Annotated in this window: 18 protein-coding genes; 5 read left to right on the top strand and 13 right to left on the bottom strand. The window is 65.3% G+C overall.

Translation table 11 applies throughout. The features are described 5' to 3' along the window. The first annotated feature begins 39 nt into the window (after window positions 1-39). Entirely contained in the window at window positions 40-804 is a 765-nt protein-coding gene (gene map / locus HYG77_RS13690; protein ID WP_208962927.1) for a type I methionyl aminopeptidase, read from the top strand. Here the strand turns inward: map and HYG77_RS13685 are convergent. Further along, window positions 801-2,606: a glycosyl transferase gene (locus HYG77_RS13685; protein WP_208962926.1), complete on the bottom strand. Its 1,806-nt coding sequence runs from the start codon at window positions 2,604-2,606 to the stop codon at window positions 801-803. The two genes, map and HYG77_RS13685, sit on opposite strands and share 4 nt — an antisense overlap. Before the next feature lie 215 nt (window positions 2,607-2,821). Between HYG77_RS13685 and HYG77_RS13680 the strand changes: the two genes are divergently transcribed. Continuing rightward, on the top strand, window positions 2,822-3,523 hold the full coding sequence (locus HYG77_RS13680) for an MspA family porin (RefSeq protein WP_109326058.1): 702 nt from the start codon (window positions 2,822-2,824) through the stop codon (window positions 3,521-3,523). Here the strand turns inward: HYG77_RS13680 and HYG77_RS13675 are convergent. From HYG77_RS13675 to HYG77_RS13660, 4 genes are all read right to left on the bottom strand, one after another. Next, complete coding sequence (locus tag HYG77_RS13675; protein WP_159918812.1) at window positions 3,520-3,795, bottom strand: hypothetical protein; 276 nt, start codon at window positions 3,793-3,795, stop codon at window positions 3,520-3,522. The two genes, HYG77_RS13680 and HYG77_RS13675, sit on opposite strands and share 4 nt — an antisense overlap. Before the next feature lie 108 nt (window positions 3,796-3,903). Then, complete coding sequence (locus HYG77_RS13670; protein ID WP_244461306.1) at window positions 3,904-5,796, bottom strand: galactan 5-O-arabinofuranosyltransferase; 1,893 nt, start codon at window positions 5,794-5,796, stop codon at window positions 3,904-3,906. A gap of 11 nt (window positions 5,797-5,807) precedes the next feature. Further along, window positions 5,808-6,569, bottom strand: a complete 762-nt coding sequence (locus tag HYG77_RS13665) for a decaprenylphospho-beta-D-erythro-pentofuranosid-2-ulose 2-reductase (protein WP_109326060.1) — start codon at window positions 6,567-6,569, stop codon at window positions 5,808-5,810. Next, complete coding sequence (locus HYG77_RS13660; RefSeq protein WP_109326061.1) at window positions 6,566-7,999, bottom strand: FAD-binding oxidoreductase; 1,434 nt, start codon at window positions 7,997-7,999, stop codon at window positions 6,566-6,568. The genes HYG77_RS13665 and HYG77_RS13660 overlap by 4 nt, the downstream gene beginning before the upstream one ends. Window positions 8,000-8,098: 99 nt before the next feature. On the opposite strand from HYG77_RS13660, the gene HYG77_RS13655 reads away from it, so the two are divergent. The 3 genes from HYG77_RS13655 (at window position 8,099) to HYG77_RS13645 (ending at window position 10,708) form a co-directional block, all read left to right on the top strand. Then, window positions 8,099-8,575, top strand: coding sequence for a GtrA family protein (locus tag HYG77_RS13655; RefSeq protein ID WP_280123304.1), 477 nt, complete (start codon window positions 8,099-8,101; stop codon window positions 8,573-8,575). 107 nt (window positions 8,576-8,682) lie between these two features. Continuing rightward, window positions 8,683-9,540: a PIN domain-containing protein gene (locus HYG77_RS13650; RefSeq protein WP_208962925.1), complete on the top strand. Its 858-nt coding sequence runs from the start codon at window positions 8,683-8,685 to the stop codon at window positions 9,538-9,540. Window positions 9,541-9,670: 130 nt separating this feature from the next. After that, window positions 9,671-10,708, top strand: coding sequence for an alpha/beta hydrolase (locus HYG77_RS13645; protein ID WP_208962924.1), 1,038 nt, complete (start codon window positions 9,671-9,673; stop codon window positions 10,706-10,708). A 3-nt stretch (window positions 10,709-10,711) separates the two neighbouring features. Here the strand turns inward: HYG77_RS13645 and HYG77_RS13640 are convergent, their stop codons facing one another. The 8 genes from HYG77_RS13640 to HYG77_RS13605 all read right to left on the bottom strand — a co-directional run bounded on the left by HYG77_RS13640 (window position 10,712) and on the right by HYG77_RS13605 (window position 17,742). After that, on the bottom strand, window positions 10,712-11,788 hold the full coding sequence (locus tag HYG77_RS13640) for a trypsin-like peptidase domain-containing protein (protein ID WP_208962923.1): 1,077 nt from the start codon (window positions 11,786-11,788) through the stop codon (window positions 10,712-10,714). Window positions 11,789-11,817: 29 nt separating this feature from the next. Then, complete coding sequence (locus HYG77_RS13635; RefSeq protein ID WP_109326072.1) at window positions 11,818-12,225, bottom strand: PPOX class F420-dependent oxidoreductase; 408 nt, start codon at window positions 12,223-12,225, stop codon at window positions 11,818-11,820. Window positions 12,226-12,350: 125 nt separating this feature from the next. Then, window positions 12,351-13,160, bottom strand: a complete 810-nt coding sequence (locus tag HYG77_RS13630; protein WP_109326073.1) for an enoyl-CoA hydratase — start codon at window positions 13,158-13,160, stop codon at window positions 12,351-12,353. 98 nt (window positions 13,161-13,258) lie between these two features. Continuing rightward, window positions 13,259-14,443: an alpha/beta fold hydrolase gene (locus tag HYG77_RS13625; protein WP_208962922.1), complete on the bottom strand. Its 1,185-nt coding sequence runs from the start codon at window positions 14,441-14,443 to the stop codon at window positions 13,259-13,261. Window positions 14,444-14,533: 90 nt separating this feature from the next. Beyond that, window positions 14,534-14,839 carry a hypothetical protein gene (locus tag HYG77_RS13620; RefSeq protein WP_109326075.1) on the bottom strand — a complete coding sequence of 102 codons (306 nt, stop codon included), beginning with the start codon at window positions 14,837-14,839 and terminating at the stop codon, window positions 14,534-14,536. An 82-nt stretch (window positions 14,840-14,921) separates the two neighbouring features. Continuing rightward, on the bottom strand, window positions 14,922-16,445 hold the full coding sequence (locus HYG77_RS13615) for an alpha/beta fold hydrolase (RefSeq protein ID WP_244461305.1): 1,524 nt from the start codon (window positions 16,443-16,445) through the stop codon (window positions 14,922-14,924). A 164-nt stretch (window positions 16,446-16,609) separates the two neighbouring features. Further along, on the bottom strand, window positions 16,610-17,089 hold the full coding sequence (locus HYG77_RS13610) for a MaoC family dehydratase (protein ID WP_208962921.1): 480 nt from the start codon (window positions 17,087-17,089) through the stop codon (window positions 16,610-16,612). 278 nt (window positions 17,090-17,367) lie between these two features. Beyond that, window positions 17,368-17,742, bottom strand: coding sequence for a helix-turn-helix transcriptional regulator (locus HYG77_RS13605; protein WP_208962920.1), 375 nt, complete (start codon window positions 17,740-17,742; stop codon window positions 17,368-17,370). Window positions 17,743-17,789 lie beyond the last annotated feature (47 nt).

Raw genomic sequence — 17,789 nt, 5'->3', positions numbered from 1 at the left:
AATACCGGTATAAAAATTGCACACAGGTAAGGGTGGGTCGTGGTCGAGCTGAAGACGTCAGCCGAGGTGCAGGCGATGCGCGCGGCGGGGCAGCTGGTTGCTGCGGCACTGGCCGCGGTACGGAAGTCGGCCGCGGTCGGAGTGAGCCTACTCGACCTCGACGCCCTGGCCACCGACCTGATCGTCGGGGCGGGAGCGGTGCCGCTGTTTCGCGACTACCACCCGAGCTGGGCGCCCTCTCCCTTTCCTGGATCTCTGTGCACGAGTGTCAATGATGCTGTAGTGCATGGCATCCCGGGTCCGTATCGACTCCGCGGCGGTGATCTCATCAGTGTCGACTGCGGGGCGCGGCTGGACGGGTGGTGTGGCGACGCCGCGATCAGTTTCGTCGTGGGCACGGCAGACCTGGCGGACATCGCACTCGTTGCGGCCACTGAAGCGGCACTGGCTCATGGGATTGCGGCTGCGCGGCCCGGAAACCGGTTGGGTGACATCGGTGCAGCCATCGGACTGTATGCGCGCGGCGCCGGTTACGGAATGCTCGCCGATCACGGTGGGCACGGCATCGGCAGGCGTATGCACGAGGATCCACACGTGCCCAACGAGGGTCGCGCGGGCAAGGGTCTGCTGCTGCAGCCGGGAATGGTTCTCGCGATCGAACCGATGCTCATCGCGGACGGCAGTGACGACTACCGCTGCGACGCCGACGGATGGACGCTGCGCACCGCGACGGGAGCCCGTGCCGCGCACAGCGAACACACGGTGGCGATCGGCGAGGACGGACCGGAAGTGCTGACGCGCTAACCGCTTTCCCGTGTCAGGGCGCGGACGTCCCACACCCAGACGCCGTCCACGGGCGTCGCCGGCTCGCCGATGAGGAGGCGGACCGTCTCACGCAGGACGCGATCGTTGCGGGTGTGTGGGAGCACCAGGACGTCGGCGTTCCAGAAGCGCAGATCCGCCAGCGCCTGGGTCCGCGTCTGCTCGTCGATGTCGGGCACCTGGCCGGACTTCTGCGCCGCCGCCAGCAGCAGTGCGGTCGGGCGGTCGTCCGGCCCGTACTTGCCCTTCGCATCACTGCCGGCGGGGCCGACGAAGTACCCCCCGGCGATGGGGAAGGCGAGGTCCTGCTCGGTCTGCCAGCGCAGCATTCGCGCATTCTCCGGTGACGGGAGCGGCACGGTCACCACCGATCCGTCGGTGACGTACTGCTTCCACGTTCCTTCGGCGAAGAAGTCGGGGGCGGTGTCCCGTTGCACGACGGCAAGGGGTGTGGGCGCCAGCGGAAGCAGGGCGACGGCGAGCCAGCCGATCCACAGCAGAGTTATGGTCCGCTCCCCGGCCCGCGCGGACGCGAGGGCGCGGTCGGTGCCGAGCGCGAGGAGGAGCGCCGCCGCGGGGAGACAACCCATGGCGAAGCGTGACTCCAGAACGGATTCGAGGAGGGGAAGATGCGATACGTACTTCCAGGGGAGTGGAATTCCCGTATCGGTTCCACCGATGGTGAGGGTGGATCCGAGCGACAGGACGCCCATCGCCGCAACGGTCACGGTGGCTGCGCGCGCGAGCGGCATCCGCCACAACCACAGTCCCGACAGCGTGAGGAGAATCAGGAGCGGCCAGCCGAAGTAGGCGTTCTCCTCGGTGGAGTTCATGCTGAACTCGGCTGTTCCCGGGGCTCCTGCCAGTGAGGATGTGGGGAATCCGGTAAACGCCTCCGTGTCGTTGCCCACCGGACCGTGCTCGAGCGCGCGGTAACTGTCCGGCCCGAAGAACTGCCACCACAGGGGCAAGGCGGCAATGGACAGGGCGACGCCGCCTGCGATGGCGAAGCCCTTGCTGCCCTTGCGTACCGACGTCACAGCGGCGCGGGGACGGGTCGCTGCGAACGCGAGCCCGAACACCGTGAAGGCCAGTGCATAGATCAGAAGTGGTTCTTCACCCAGGAAGATCTGGTACGCGATCAGCAGGCCGAGCACGACACCGTCCCGCACCGGACGTCGTCCACTGCCGAGCCGGATCACGCCGAGTGCGATGAAAGGAAGGAGGAACAGGGCGACGAAGTTGGGGTGCCCGTTGCTGTGCGAGATGAGGGCGGGGGCGAATCCGCAGACGACGCCGCCGACGGCCGCAGCGAACCGCGAGGCGACAACGTGTCGGGAGAACAGCCAGTACCAGGCGATGGCCGTGCCGGACAGCCCCAGCGTGAGCGCGAGGGTGAACGTGACACCGGGGCCGAACAACAGGGTGACGGGCGCCAGGGGGATGCTGATGCCGAACATCGCCGTGTTGCCCATGAGGTTCACGCCGAGGGGATAGTTCTGGAGGTCGCTCGACAGTGGATTCTCCAGGTGCACCACCGAGTGCGCCGCGACGGCGAAGAACCATTCCCACATGGTCTGGTCCTGGCCACTACGGACGAGGTAGCCGGTCCCGAGATGTTTCCACTGTCGAACCAGTACGAACACCGCCAGGCCGACGAAGAATGCCACCGCAGCGACATCGGCGGGGTGGGGGCGGATTCGGGAGCGTTCGGGGCCGGGGGTCTCGGTGGGGGTGCGCAGGGACCGCTGCGGCGTTCCGACGTCGGTGAGTATGTCAGTCACGCAGGCGCGCCTCCGAATATCCGGGTCGATGTCGATCGACCGAGGGTACCGGAGGGTCTGATGGGGTACTCGTGGCGTGACGGCAGAAGTGTTGCCCATGTCACAGGAAGTTCATTTGTGAACTTCTGATCAATACGGGGATATTGTTCGCTTCCTGTGGTTACGCTCAGCTTGCTTTTTCGTATCGGTTGCAGTGCACTCTGAATGGGGTCGGCATGACGGACATCACCACATCTCGGTATGGATACAAACGGTTCACGCGCGCAGTGGCTGTTGCAGGAATTGCAGTGCTCGGCATGGTCATGGGCAATGGGACTGCCTCGGCAGGGGTCGACAATTCCAGCTCCGTCGTCGACGCCGGTGGCAATCGCATCGAAGTCCTCCAGGGAGATACCTCGTATCACACGGTTCCCCCGCTCGACGGCGTGCCGACGTCGGTCGAGTTCTTCCACGACGGCTACGCCGCGGTGAACATCACCGGGCCGAACGCCGCGGAGTTCGAAGACACGCAGCTCACTCTCGGCTATCAGATCGGCTACCCGGTGGCGCTCGCCGGTGCGACGATCGTCCTCAACACGCCCAATCTCGACTGGTTCATCGAATCGAACAACGGAATCGATCTCGGGCTGGTTCCCGAACTGGAACTCGGACTGAATGCCGGTACGGCAGCCGGTATCGGTGGCTCCATCATCCCGTCGCAGGAACTCGACATCGACCTCGAGCCGGGCGGCATCACCACCGTCCCGTTCCTCGAAGGCCAGGAGTTCGACGGACCTTCCGCTCTCGTGCGGATGCAGGGTATGCACGGGTTCATCTCCGGTGCGATCGGTCCGGTCACCATCCGGCCGTACGCGATGGCCGTCACCGCGAACGGTGACTCGGTCATGACCTACGGTGTGCCGCAAAAGCTCAACTAGGCAGCACGCTCGATCGAGTGACTGTGGGAGGCCGCCGGACCGACGTCCGGCGGCCTCTGCCGTGTGGTCTGGACGACGACACCACTGGTAATCCACAACGACACCCCGATCAGTGCGAGGACGAACAGCGCCCAGTGCCCCACATAGACACCCAGGATCGCCCCGATCGTCAATGCGAGTCCGGCGTGCACCGCTACCTCACCACCCCCGGTGCCGAGCACATGATCTTCGGGACCGGAGAGGTCGCGCGGCGGCCTTCCTGCATCGGGCATGACCGCTCCTCGCCGCAACCTGCATTCCCCTCGAAGGGCGGATGCTTCCGCTCCTGGACTGGGTGCGGAATTCCCTCGCTCGAGCCGGAATAAACGCGGACCGACCGATCAGTTTCGTGTGACCACCACGAAGGGTCCGGTTTCGGACACCGTGAATCGGGGGTCGTCGAACAGTTCCTTCGGGAACGTCACCGTGTAGCGGCGAACGTTCGGATCGTTGGGGTAGACGTCCTCCGCGAGGCGCAAGGTGTACCCGTCGGGGCCCTGGCGGAAAACGAAGGCGTCGGGGGCGCGCCACGGCGATGCGTCGAGGGCCGATACCAATTGGTCGGGCGTGTCGAGTTCACTCCAGTCCGCGATGGTCTGTGCGCGACCGGCGAAGTCGGCCAACGGGTTCGAATAGTGGGACGTCAGTGCCTGGAACCCGAGATACGGGTAAAAGCTGAGGAAGGTGGTGTCGGCGGTCAGGACCACCGTGTCGTCACGTTCGCGCGGGATCTGCTCCTGCACGAGTTCGTCCACCTCGGCGAAATGCGCGGCCGCCCCGGGCGGACGTTTGTCGGCGCGCTCACCGTTGCCGTCGGTGTCGGTGTAGGCGACGGCGATGTCGGAATCGAGGTGCCGGGGAATGTTCTGGACGAAGGAGAGCCCGCCCAGCACGCCGATCACCAGAATCGCGCCACGAACTCGGGGATTGTCACTGGTGGCCAGCAGGAGCCAGCCGGCGAACTCGACGAATCCGAACACACCTGCCGCACCGAGCAGGACGATCAACACCGGCTCGAGCCGGAAGGACAGGAGGGTGTTGCCGAGAGCGGCGAGAGCCATCGACATCATCGACCACACGTAGATGGCTACCACCCCGACCCCGAGCGCCTGCGCGCGACGCGACGTGGTTGCCCGGCCGACCAGCCAGATGGTCCCGAGTAGGCACAGGGCGCCCGTCAGCGAGAAGTGGATCATCGGCAGGGGGAGACGCGCACCCGCTTCGGGCAGGTAGTGCAGCGCAGTTCCCGACGCGGCTGGCGAGCCGTGTATCACTTCGAGGAGATACGGACCCCAGACCAGGAGGGCAATGAGCCCGGACACCACCGCCACCACGGCCAACCGGAGAAGCGGGTCGATCGCCCCCCGCCACGTTCTCTGCGTTCGCACCCGGAGTGCGGCGGCGAGCACCGCGAGCAGGGTCACCGCGAAGGCGGCCAGGCCGAGGTAGAGCGTGTAGAAGGTTGCGGCGAGACCGAGGAAGAGTCCGGTGCCGATCACCGCGCCCCAGCCGCCGCGCCCGGACTCCCGGTGCAGCCCACCCCAAGCCAGAACGAGGGCGGGCCCGATCAGGAGTGCGATGATCGCCCCGTAGGGCTCGGGAGAACCGTATGCCACGACCAGCGCTGCGGTCGCGAGTGAGACGACGATCGCCAGGTCGTGCCGGATCAGGTTGCTCCACAACACGAGTGCCACCACGGCAGCCACGGCCAGCGACCCGATGGCATAGGGCTTGAACGCTTCCCAGCCGTCCATACCGAGGAGGTCGGCGACCCGTCCGCCGACCCAGAACCACCCCGCCGGGTAGTACGGCGGCAGGTCCGCGTACGTCATGTCGCGCAACGCGGGGGAGTCGGTGAGCCGTGTCAGGTACTCGGTGCGAAATTCCTGATCGACGGAGACGCCGTGGAGGTACAGCCGGGTTGCGGCGAGCGGGAGGCCGAGCGTCACCGTCACGAACCCGGACAGGCTCGCCCACGACAGCAGCCTCGCGAACCGCACTGCCCGGTGGCGCCGCACGAGCAGCACCGACACGGCGATACCGGCGACGGCCAGCACCTGGCCGACGGTGGTGACAGCCTGCGTCACGTTGGACGAACTGAAGGCCGGCCACTGCACTCGCGCGAACGCGACGAGTCCGACCGCCGCGACCACTGCGGCGACGACCGCCGCCGAAAACATCTCGGCGGCGGTCGACAGTGCCCGACGGGCGGGGGCTACGCGTGCTTCCGTCACGAGGGCGAAGCTTAGATGGGCAGCTTCTTGAAGATCGGTCGCGGGATGTGCCGCAGGATCATCATCACGTACCGGAAGGCGCCCGGCGCCCAGACCAGCTCCTTGCCCTTCTCCGCCGACGCGACGGCCAGCTTGGCCACGTCTTCCTTGTTCACGGTGAGCGGGGCTTCCTTCACATCCGCGGACATCCGGGTGCGGACCTGACCGGGACGGATCACGAGGACGCGGGGCCCGAACTCGCGCAGTGCCTCACCGAGGCCCAGGTAGAAACCGTCGAGTCCGGCCTTGGTGGAGCCGTACACGAAGTTCGACCGGCGTACACGCTCGCCTGCGGCGGACGACATGGCGATGATCTGGCCGTAGCCCTGCGCCTTCATCTTCTCGCCGACCAGCACGCCCACCGACACCGCTGCCGTGTAGTTGACCTCGGCGATCTGGACGGCCTTGCGCTGGTTCTGCCACAGTTCCTCGGCGTCACCGAGCAGGCCGAACGCGACAATGGCGACGTCGACGTCCCCCTTCGCCCAGGCTTCGTCGATGACTTTCGGGTGGCTTTCGGTGTCGACGGCGTCGAAGTCGATGACGTCGACGGAGTTCGCTCCGGCAGCCGTCAGCTGCGCCACTGCGGCGCCCCGGCCGGGGTCGCCGGGCAGAGCGGCGAGGATCACCCGCATCGGAGCCTTCTTCAGGTACTCCTCGCAGATGGCGAGACCGATCTCGGAGGTGCCACCGAGGAGCAGGAGGGTTTGCGGGTTCCCGACGGCGTTGATCACAGTTCCAACCTTCTGGACATATCGGAGGCGAAGACATTGGTGGGGTCGTACTTGCGGCGGGTGGCGATCCACTCGTCGATCCGCGGGTACATGGAATGGAAGGTCTCGGCGGTGGTCCGCGAATCCTTGGCGGTGTAGAGGCGTCCGCCGAACTTCAGCACGCGCTTGTCGAGCTCGGTGACGAACTCGTTCAAGCCCGGCTTGATCCGGAAGTCGACGCAGATGTTCCAACCGGGGATCGGGAAACTCAGCGGCGCCTGGTTGCCCTCACCGAACAGCTTGAACACGTTGAGGAACGAGTGATGTCCCGACTTCTGGATGTCGCGGATGATCGCCTTGAACTCGTCGACTGCCTCCGGCGGCACCACGAACTGGTACTGCAGGAAGCCGTTGGAACCGTACGCACGGTTCCACTCCCCGAACATGTCGAGCGGGTGATAGAACTGCGTCAAGTTCTGAACCTTGCCGCGGTAGGTCCCGGACTTGCGGAACCACAGCTCGCCGATCAGCGAGAAGTTGAACTTGTTGGCCAGCCCGTTCGGGAAGATGTCGGGGAAGGTCATCAACTGCGGTGCGTCGAACGCCAGCGGATTCTTCTGCAGCTTCTCCGGCAACTGGTCGAGCTTGGCCAGAGAGCCGCGTGAGATCGCGGCGCGGCCGAGCTTCGGCGGCGCCGCGATGGCGTCGAACCACGCGCTCGAGTACTCGTAGTTCGCCTCGCTGCCGTCGCTGTGCAGGGCGATCGTCTCGTCGAGGCTGCCCGTGACGTCGCCGTCGGCGATGAAGTACGCCGTCTCGGTGGGCGTCATCTTGATGGTCGCCCGGAGGATGATGCCCGTCAGGCCCATGCCGCCGATCGTCGCCCAGAACAGCGCCCCCTTGGGGTCGTTGCGGCCGCCCTTCGGCGTGAGCTTGCGCACCTGACCGTCCGCGGTGAGCAGATCCAGCGACACGACGTGGTTGCCGAAGCTGCCCGCGCTGTGATGGTTCTTCCCGTGGATATCGGAGCCGATGGCGCCGCCGATGGTGACCTGGCGGGTGCCGGGCAGCACCGGGACCCACAGGCCGAACGGCAGGGCGGCTTTCATCAGCTGGTCCAGGTTGACGCCGGCATCGACGTCCACCAGATGGGTCTCGCGGTCGATGCGGTGAATGCGGTTCAGCGCATTCATGTCGATGACCAGGCCGCCGGCATTCTGTGCGGGGTCGCCATACGAGCGGCCAAGACCGCGGGCGATCACCCCGCGCTGCAGGTGAGAGGGCTTCGACTCGTTCTTCTCCGCGACCTGGGCGACCGCTCGCGCGATCACGTCGACATCGGGAGTGGACAGCACCTGCGCCGTGGTGGGCGCGGTGCGTCCCCAGCCGGTGAGGGTGCGGGTCTGTGTGGGGAGCGCCTGGGTGGGCGTCTCTTCTGCTGTCGTGGACATCGAGATAGAGGCTACCTGGCGGTAGGACCCACCGGCCCTGTGCGTACTTATCAACAGTGGGGGGTTAACAAGTACGCACGGGTGGTTACTCTCGTCGTCGTGTCAGAAACCAAGCGGAGTCACGAGCACGAACATCACGTTCCCCTCCCGGTCGAGATTCCCGTCACCGAGAACATCGCGGACGACGCACTGGACCTGAAGACGCAGATCGTGCGGTTCGTCCTGACCGGCGGGTTGTCGGCGATCGTCGACTTCGGCCTGTACTGGTTGCTCCTCGAACTGGTGGGACTGCCCATCAACGTGGCCAAGTCGATCAGCTTCATCGCCGGCACCACCACCGCCTATTTGATCAACCGCCGGTGGACGTTCAAAGCGGAACCGAGCCGGGCCCGTTTCGTCGCGGTCGTGATCCTCTATGCGGTGACCTTCGCGGTGCAGGTGGGTCTCAACTGGGTCATGTACCAGGCATTCCCCGACGAGTGGTGGCGCTTGCCGTTGGCGTTCGTCATTGCGCAGGGGACGGCAACGGTCATCAACTTCGTCGTCCAGCGCGCGGTGATCTTCAAAATCCGCTGACCGCCCGGCCTCGAGACAGTTCCTGCGGTGCTTTCGTCGTGATCGAGATTGCATAACGACCCGGCGACAGCGGCTGCGCGGGTGGGATTCTCCTGCACAATCGGGCAATGCTCATAGTTCTCGATACATCGGCGGTCACGCGAGATTCGCGTTTCGAGACTTTCGTGCGCACGGCCGTGGACCGGGGTGTCCGGGTCGCGGTTCCCCGGCTCGTTCTCCTCGAGATCGCCGACCGGTACCAGCGGGAGTCGGCGGCGATGATCGAAGCGCTCACCGTCCAGGCCAGGATGTACGACCGGCTCGGACTGCGGGACGACCTGTCCCTGTTCGTCGATGTGGCCCGTGCGAAGGCCGGCGGTTACGTGGTCGCCCTCGCCCGCGAATTGGAGAAGATCGGCGTCGAGGTGATCGAGCCGGTGGGGTGCTCGCACGTGGAGATTGCCCAGCGCGCCGTCCAGCGCCGCCGCCCCTACCGGGAGAAGAAGAGGTACGACGGCTACGCGGCGACGGTGAACTGGCTGACTGTCCTCGATCTGGCCGATCGTCACCCGGACGGTGTCGTGTGGGTCAGTGCCAACACCCGATCTTTCGGGGGCGGTGAGCCCTCGGTATGGCACGACGAGATCGCAGCCGAACTGCGGGAACGCCGACTGGGCGGGCGTGTGTGGTGGGCGACCAGCCTGGCCGAGGTGGACCTCCACACCGAGGACCTACCCGGCCCGGAGCCCGAACCGGTCATCCTCGACAGTTCGGTGCCTCCTCCTGCGTCGCCCGTGGAACGGGAGCGGCCGCTGATACCGAGCCCGCCGCCGGTCACCGTGCCGCGCCCCCGCGCCGCACCTCAGCGCATTCCGCCGTCCGGGAAGGCAGACAACGGTGGGCGCCGCGGCCTCGGGAAGATGATCGGGGGGCGCACCCGGCGCGTGAGCGTCGTCGAGGAGCTCGACGACGTCGATTTCGGCTGATCCGGCTCGCTACCCGGCTGGTCACGACTCGATGCCGATGCGCCGATGCGGGACAAACGCGGCGCCGGATACTTCTACCGTGGAGAGACGCGCGTCAACGAAGACGGGCGTCGGCGACGAGGGAGCGGGCATGGAATCTGTGCCGAACGACCGCCACACACCTGCGGAACAGCGGATCGGGAAACCGACGGTGCAGTACCGGCCCGGTGCCCGACTCGCCGGGCCGAGTATCGAATCCCAGCTCCTCTACCAGGCCTGTCGCTGGTTTCTCCGCCCTGTCGTCCGAATGGCCCCGATCAACGAGTCCGCCATCCGCCGTGCGGCACTGCTCGACCTAGCCGCGGGAATGCGGCCCGCGGCCGGTATTCGCCGACAGAAAGTTCGACTGCCCGGCTTCGACGCCGAGGTCGTGCGCGCTCCCGGAGTCTCCCCGGACCTGAGCGAGGGCGTCGTTCTCTACCTTCACGGGGGTGGATTCCTCTGTTGTGGCCTGAACACGCACCGGCCGGTAGTGGCGACCATCGCGAAACTCACCGGACTGCCGGTGATGCACGTGGGTTACCGGCAGTTGCCCGACACGAACATCAGCGGATCGGTCGACGACTGCCTGACGGCGTACAAGTGGCTGCTCGAGAACGGTGCCCGGGCGGACGGGACGGTCTTTGCCGGCGATTCCGCAGGCGGGTTCCTGGTGTTCGCGACGGCGCTGAAAGCCCGTGAGGAGGGCGTCGATCTGCCTGCCGGACTCATCGGGTTGTCCCCGTTGCTCGATCTGGACTGCGCGGAGAAGTCGGTGCACGTCAACGCGGCGAAGGACGTGTTCGCACCGATCGAGGCGCTGGTCACCATCGGGAAGCTCGGAGCCGAGGTCGACGGCGTGCTCGACCCCGCGTTGTCGCCGGTGAACGGCAATCTGGTGGGAATGCCGCCGTCGTTGCTGATCGCCGCGGAAGGTGAAGTGCTGCGGTCGGATTCGGAGTTGATGGCGCACCGGCTCAGCGCCGCGGGGGTGGCGACCACGTTGCAGATCTGGGACGGGCAGGTGCATGCTTTTCCGGCGCTGTGGCCGGGGCTGCCGGAAAGTCGTGCGGTGCTGCGGCGGATCGCCAGATTCGTGGCTGTCCGTGTCCGGCGTGACGACGGGATGGTGCAGGGCGCCACGGCGTGACGGTCAGCGCGGCGGACCCTCGTCGAGGACGATGGTGGCTGCCTGCGACTGCCCGCGGTCGTCGAGCCAGACCACCGACACCGTGTCGCCGGGGTGTTTCGTGTTCATGCGTTCGCTGAGTTCGGTCCACGAGCGGACGGGTGCTCCATCGAAATCGGTAATGATGCTGCCGATCTCGAGTCCCGCGTCGTCTGCCGGGGTCCCGATGCCGACCCACAGCACTTCGGCGCCCCGCTCGTTGTTCGTAACGTTGATGCCGAGAAGTGCTGTGTCACCGACGTGTACGGTGGATGACGTCCTACCGGCACGGACCTGATCGACGACGGCCATCGCGGTGGTGATGGGGACGGCATACGAACGTGGTTGCGCGGGTGGAGGGGTCGACGGATCGGAGTCCGCGTTGCCCGCGGTGTTGACCCCGATCACGGTGGCGGTGGCGTCGACGAGGGGACCGCCCGAGTCGCCCGGGCGCACTGCGGCGTCCACTTCGATCAAGCCGCTCAACCGGTTCCGGGAACCGTCGGTCGAGCTTCTCGCGGTGATCGACTGGCCAACGTCGGTGACGAAGCCTCTTGCCGGCACTGGATATCCGTTGCCCTCGGCGTTGCCCACGGCTGTCACGGGGTCACCGATCCGAGTGGCGGGCGAGGTCGCCAGCGTTGCCGTGGGCAGCGAATCCGCGCCTTGGAGTTGGAGCACCGCGATGTCGCGCGAGCTGTCGTAGCCCAGGACGTCCACCACGTATTCCGCACCGTCGGCGAGGGTGACCGCGTTGATGTCGAGTGCGCCGTCGATCACGTGATGATTGGTGAGAACGACGCCGTCGGGTGTCAGCACGATGCCCGTACCTGCGGTGTCGACGAGTCCCGAATCCGCGACGAGCGTGACGATGACCGGTACGACGCGTGCCTCGATCTCCTCGGGGGTGAGGACGACCGGCGGAGGTGGGGCGGGGGCGGCGGGCTGAGCCACGCTCACCGTGGGCACGCCCGCCTCCCGAACCGGCAGCGGGTTCAGGAGGACACCGCCGACCACCGTCACCGCCACGGCGACGACCGATGTGGTGCGGGAGCTCGGCATGCCCGGCTACCTCCGTCGAGGGGTGCGGCTCACGACTGTTTCAGAGATCCCCAACCGTGCCAGGTGTCGATGTCGATCCATGCGCTCACCCGGGCCCGGTCCCGGACCGGATACGGGTTGCCGGTGTAGTGCCTGGCGATGCGGTCGATGTCGTCGAGATTCTCGTCGTCGAGCAGCTTGACTACCCGCCCCTGGATGCTGACGTGGGTGATCCAGTCCTGTGGGTCCATCGCAGTGAGGCTCACCCGCGGATCGTGGCGCAGATAGTCGAGCCGCTTTCGCCCCGAATCCATGTTGACCAGCACTTTCCCGTCCTCGTAGAGGTACCAGGTGGCCACTGATACGGGCTGCCCGTCCGGCCGGACGGCGGTGATGGTGGCGTAATTGGGCCGCGCGAACATCTCGGCGGCCTCCTGTGGGAGGGGAGGCTTCGGCATGGTGACCTCTCGTCGGGTGGTGCGCTCACGTTCCAGTGCGAAAGATACCCCGACTACCCCGCGCTCACCCGCGGACCGGGAACCGAAGTTCACCCCACCAGCGCAGCGCCCCGCATATCCCGTGCCTAGCGGGTGTCGCGGAACCGGGGAGTGCGGTCCTCCTTGCGGGCGGCGGTGGCTTCCTCGAAGTTGTCGGTGAGCAGCCGCACGAGGAGTTGCCCGAGACCTTCCTGGTGGATATGGGACTCCAGCGATGCCGCGTCGAGTCCCGACCACAGGGTGCGCTTGGTCAGCTCCAGGCCCGGACGGGAGAACGTCGCCATCCGCTCGGCCAGGTCGAAGCACGCGCCCAGTAGGTCGTCGGCAGGCACGCACCGCGACACCAAGCCGATCCGCTCGGCTTCCTCGGCGTGGACGTCCCGGCCCGACAGCATGATCTCGAAGGCACGGGACGAGCCGATCGCGCGGGGAAGTAGGTAGCTGAGTCCCAACTCGCTCGCGGTGAGCCCGTTGTTGATCCCGGCGGCGCGGAAATAGGCGGCGTCCGAGGCGATCCGGACGTCGGATGCGAGCGCGAGGCACAGCCCACCGCCGATGGCGGCACCGTTGACTGCGCTGATCACTGGCTGGTGCATGCGGCGAAGCGCAAGTACGACGTTGTCCAGCATCTCCATCGCACGCAGGGCGACGGTCGGCCGGGTCAGGCCGTCGATGTGCGGCGGGCTGCCCGCGGACGTCTGGTCCGCGCCGGAAGAGAACCCCTTTCCGGCGCCGGTGACCACGACGGCTCGTATCGCGTTGTCGTGGCTGATCCGTTCGAGTGTTTCCCGAAACGGCACCATGACGTCGAACGCCATCGCATTCATGCGTTCCGGGCGATTGAGCGTCACCAGGGCGACGCCCGGCCGTGGATGGTCGACGAGAACGAAGCTCACAGCGTCTCCTAGGCGGGCGATACCCGTGTCCGGTCGCCTTCCATACTAGAACACGTTTCAGTTACTGGGGCTCCGCTGCGACTTTTCCCGATACGCGTTCATGGTGACGGCGAGTGGTCGACCTCCGATGTCGCTGACAGCGCCGCAACCGAGCGCATCACCGGCCGCCACACTTCCTCGAGAACGGCGGGGTCGATGATCAAGCTCAGGTGCCCACCATTCACGAGACGCCGCGTGATGTGCCCCGGTGGGGTGGAGATGTGGCGTTCCAGCGCCCACACCTGCTCGGGTGGTGTGAACTCGTCATCGGAGCCCGCTATCAAGAAGACGGGACACGAAATCGACTCGAGCGTAATGTTTCCCGCTTTCACGCGGAGCTCGTTCGAGATCAGCCGATTCGTCAGGAACAGCTCCTCGATCATCCAGTCGCGGAATCGGTCCGGTAACTGCTGCGACCATGCGAACCACCGTCTACGCTCGAGATAGCGTTCCACGGCCTCCGGTTCATCGATGTGCGCAAGCAGCGTCATGGCGTGTTCGAACTCCGCAGTAGGTCTCCCCAGGGGGACGCCGGCCGCTTCACCCAGTCGATACTGCAATCCGGCGATTGCCACGGCGCACGCCCGTAACCATGCGGCGCTCGGATCACGCAACCAGCTGCCCATCACCTCGACGACGTGCGGTCGTCCGGCGTGGAAATCGATCGGCGCACCTGCGATGACGAGTGAGTGGGCCGCGGCGGGATGAAGAGCCGCGAAAATCGTGGCAAGCCATCCACCCTGGCTGAAGCCGACCAAATTGATCCTGCCGCCCAGGAACTCGGTTGTCTCGGTGAGCAAGTCGAGGTAGTCGTCGATCGACGCGTTGGTGTTGTCGGGAGTGCGGCCGTGCCAGTCGAGGCAGTAGAGATTGTCGATTCCGGCCTCGCGGAGCGTGTACATCAGACTCCGTCCGTCCGCATAGTCCACGATCGAGGAGGCGCGACCCGAGTGGGGTGGGATCACCAAGGTCGGGATCTGGTCGGTGCGTCCGTCGGTGGAGTAGTTGCGGCAATCGGCCAGTCGACCCCGACGAGCAACGTCACTGTGATGCGCCCACTTCGGGCATTCGCGCGAGCTCACCGCTACCCAGAACGAGAGCACGTCGTCGGCTATGTCGAACGGGTTTGCCCTTCGGCGACAGAGTCCTGCCAAGTACCCCGACCATCCCTCGACTGCCGCCGCCCCCACCTCGAGCGGGAAAAGAGCGAGGTCTCTCCAGTGCCTATTCCCTGCTGTCGTCATGCAGCTGGCTCCCGTCGATTGCATGTGCGCGCTCTCACTGGCAGACGACGATGGCCGGGATGTGTCATCCCGGCCATCGCTGCTGTCACGTTATTTCAGCACTGAGCGTGCAGCGTCGGTGAACGCTGTGCTGATCCCGTTGACGAGGGACACCTGTGCCTTCGTGAGGCTACTGATCCACTCGACGTTGCTGCTGGTGCCGATCTTCTCCTGGAATTCGAGGACACTGCCGAGGGCCTTCTCGTAGGTGTCGAGCGAGAGGTTTCCGCTCTGCTTCGCGGCGTCGACCACTTTTTCGTTGAGGGATGAGATCCGCTCGGTCGATTCGTCGAGTGCCTTGCTGAGGCCGGCAGCCGCTGCGGTGGTGGCGTCGGTGACTGTCTTGGCTGTGGTCACGTTCTTACTCCTTGGGTGGGGGTAACGTCAGTGAGCACATTAGCAGGTTAGCAATCTGATTGCTAACGTACCTGTCGCCTGATTACTGAGAGACGTACGTCCCCGGGGCCTCGGCCAGGACGGGATGCTTGGCACTGCCCACAGCCGGCGGTGCCACCATGTCGCCCGCGCGAGAAGCTGACCACTGTGTCCAGTCCTCCCACCACGAGCCGGAATGCTTCTCGGACAAAATCTGCCAGTCCGCCGGATTCGCGGGCATGGTCCGGCGTTCGCCCGAATCGGGTGCGCCGACGGCATGGAAGAAGCACCTGTTGTTCGGTGGATTGACCGCACCGGCGATGTGGCCCCCGTTGGTGAGGACGAAACGCACGTCTCCGCCGAGTAGATGCACACTCTTATACGACGAGGTCCACGGCACGACGTGGTCGTTGACGGCACCGACGATGTAGGCATCGCACGTGACCTTCGTCAGATCCAGCTGCTGACCGTCCAATACGTATTCCCCAGAGGATAATTCGTTTCGGCCGTAGAGGGATCGCAGGTACTCGGAGTGCATCGTGGCGGGCATCCTGGTCTTGTCCTCGTTCCACGCGAGGATGTCGAACGCGGCCGGCTTTTCGCCCTTCATCCAGCGCGAGACCCAGTAGCTGAAGATCAACTCTTTGGCCTTGATCAGGTCGAAGGTGCCACTCATCTCTTCGCCGGACAGAAAGCCCTGCCGCCGCATACGCATCTCGACCCGGTCGAGGGTGTCTGGATCGACCAGAAGCTTCAGCTCGCCGACCTCGCTGTAATCGAGCAGCGTGTTCAGCATCGTCAGTGAGTTGATGCGGTCGTCCCCGGTTGCAGCGAGACGGGCCGCTCCCATCGCGGCCATAGCGCCACCGAGGCAGATGGAGAGGATGTCGATCTTCCCCGAACCGGTGACCTCTTCGACGACGTCCATGGCGGCAGCGAACCCGCGAATGTAGTAGTCGTCCATCGTGATGTCCATCATGGACCGGTCGGGATTGCGGTAGGAGATCGCAAAGACTGTGCGCCCGTGCGCGACCGCCCACTCGATGAGGCTCCGTTTCGGCGCGAGATCGAGTATGTAGTACTTGTTGATCCACGGTGGGGAGACAAGGATCGGGACCGCATGCACGGAGGGGGTCTGCGGTTGGTACTGGATCACTTCGATCAAGTCGTTGCGAAAAACGACTTTGCCCGGCGTGGCTGCAAGGTTGTCACCGAGAGTGAAGGCGGCCCGATCGACTTTGACCGGCTGCCCCTTCCGCTTGATGATGTCCTCGGCAGCGAAAAGGGCACCGCGAACGAGGCTCGCCCCGCCGGTGTCGAACGCGCGCGTCAGTACGCCCGGATTGGTGAGCGGGAAATTGCTGGGCGACAGGGCGTCGAGCATCAAGTTCACGATTTGCCGTGCCTTGGCGTCCTGCAATTCGTCTCCCGCGCCCGCCTCTGTGAGGTCTTCCGCGAGTTCACGAGTCGCGAGATAGCTTTGGTACAGAGAGAAGAATGCGGGATTTTCGCGCCACGCCGCGTCTGCGAACCTCTTGTCGCTCGGGTCGACCGGGATGGGAGGTTGGGGGTCGACGTCGTTGAACACTCGAACAGCAGCCGCCGGAATGTGGGCGAGGTGAGTGGCGTAGTTCGTCGACGCGGCGACGACGGCCTAAGGATTCTTTGCTGCGCGGCCGGCGACGGACGCCACCGCGGGGCCCCAGCCGATGGGGTCGATCCGCGAGGCGATCTTCTTGTGCAGGTTGTCGATCACACGTTGCTCCCCAAGAATCGAATCGTCATATCCGCCACGCACGCGGGACGTTCGGAGCCGTCGACCGACATGGTCAGTGCCAACGTCACCTGGTAGCCACCTCTACATGCTTTGACGGTGGTGACCTCAGCGGTCAGACGCAGGTGAGAACCGACGGGAACGGGCGCCGTGAACCGTGCATTGCCAATACCGCAATTGATCACCTGCTCGCTGTCGACGACATCGATCAGTTGCCAGAATAAACTGGGTGCCAACGACAATGTGAGGAATCCGTGCGCAATTGTCCTCCCGAGCGGACCTTCCTTCGCGCGCTCGGGATCGGTGTGGATCCATTGGTGATCATTCGTCGCATCGGCGAACAAGTTGATCTGTTGCTGAGTGATCTGTACGGCACTCGACGTGCCGAGTTCGGTACCGACGAGGGTGGGGAGGTCTTCGAGTGCGACGGCGCGCGCGGTGGTGTGTTCTGTCTGCACGGTATTCCTGTGAGGTGATCTTGCTGCGGATCTCGCAGAGGCGAAGAGTGGGATGGCGCCGGTAGCGCCCGATCACACGTTGACACAGGAATGTTTGAACTGCATATTACCGAGGGGTACCCTGCACGGTCACTTGCGTCGGCGTACTTTCACTGCTGCACGAGCCGGTCCATACGGCCTCTCTATCTGCGGGGACTCGTCGTCACACTTATGTTTACCAGGGCATGTGACATGCAACACAGCGTGGGCGGTCGGTGATCTGCACGACGCCGTCAGTCTTATGGTCCGGTGCTCGGACGCTTCCGTTTGGCGATGGTGAGCTGCCGGAAGGCCTCGTACATTTCCTCGATTGCCTTCCGCTGCGCATTGGTGAGGTCCGGGTCCTCCCGGAGCGCCGTTATCACTGCGGAAGCGGAGTCCTTCTGCGCTCGCGACGCCTCCGACACCAGCATGTCAGCGGAAAGATGAAGCTGATCGGCGATGGCCTGCAGGACGCGGTCGCTCGGCTCCCGGAGGTTCCGCTCGATCTGTGACAGGTACGGATTCGAGATTCCCACCATCGCAGCCAACTGACGCATCGGGAGCTCGGCCATCTCCCGCTGGCGCCTGATCAACTCACCAAGTGTCAGTCCGCGCGGAGCCTCTCGATCCATGAGTGCATTCTAGGCCTTCGGCCCGTGCGCCTTTCTGGTAGCTGGGA

It is taken from the genome of Rhodococcus sp. ZPP (assembly GCF_017656075.1).
GTDB lineage: Bacteria > Actinomycetota > Actinomycetes > Mycobacteriales > Mycobacteriaceae > Rhodococcus_F > Rhodococcus_F oxybenzonivorans.
This window is presented reverse-complemented; position numbering and strand designations above follow the sequence as displayed.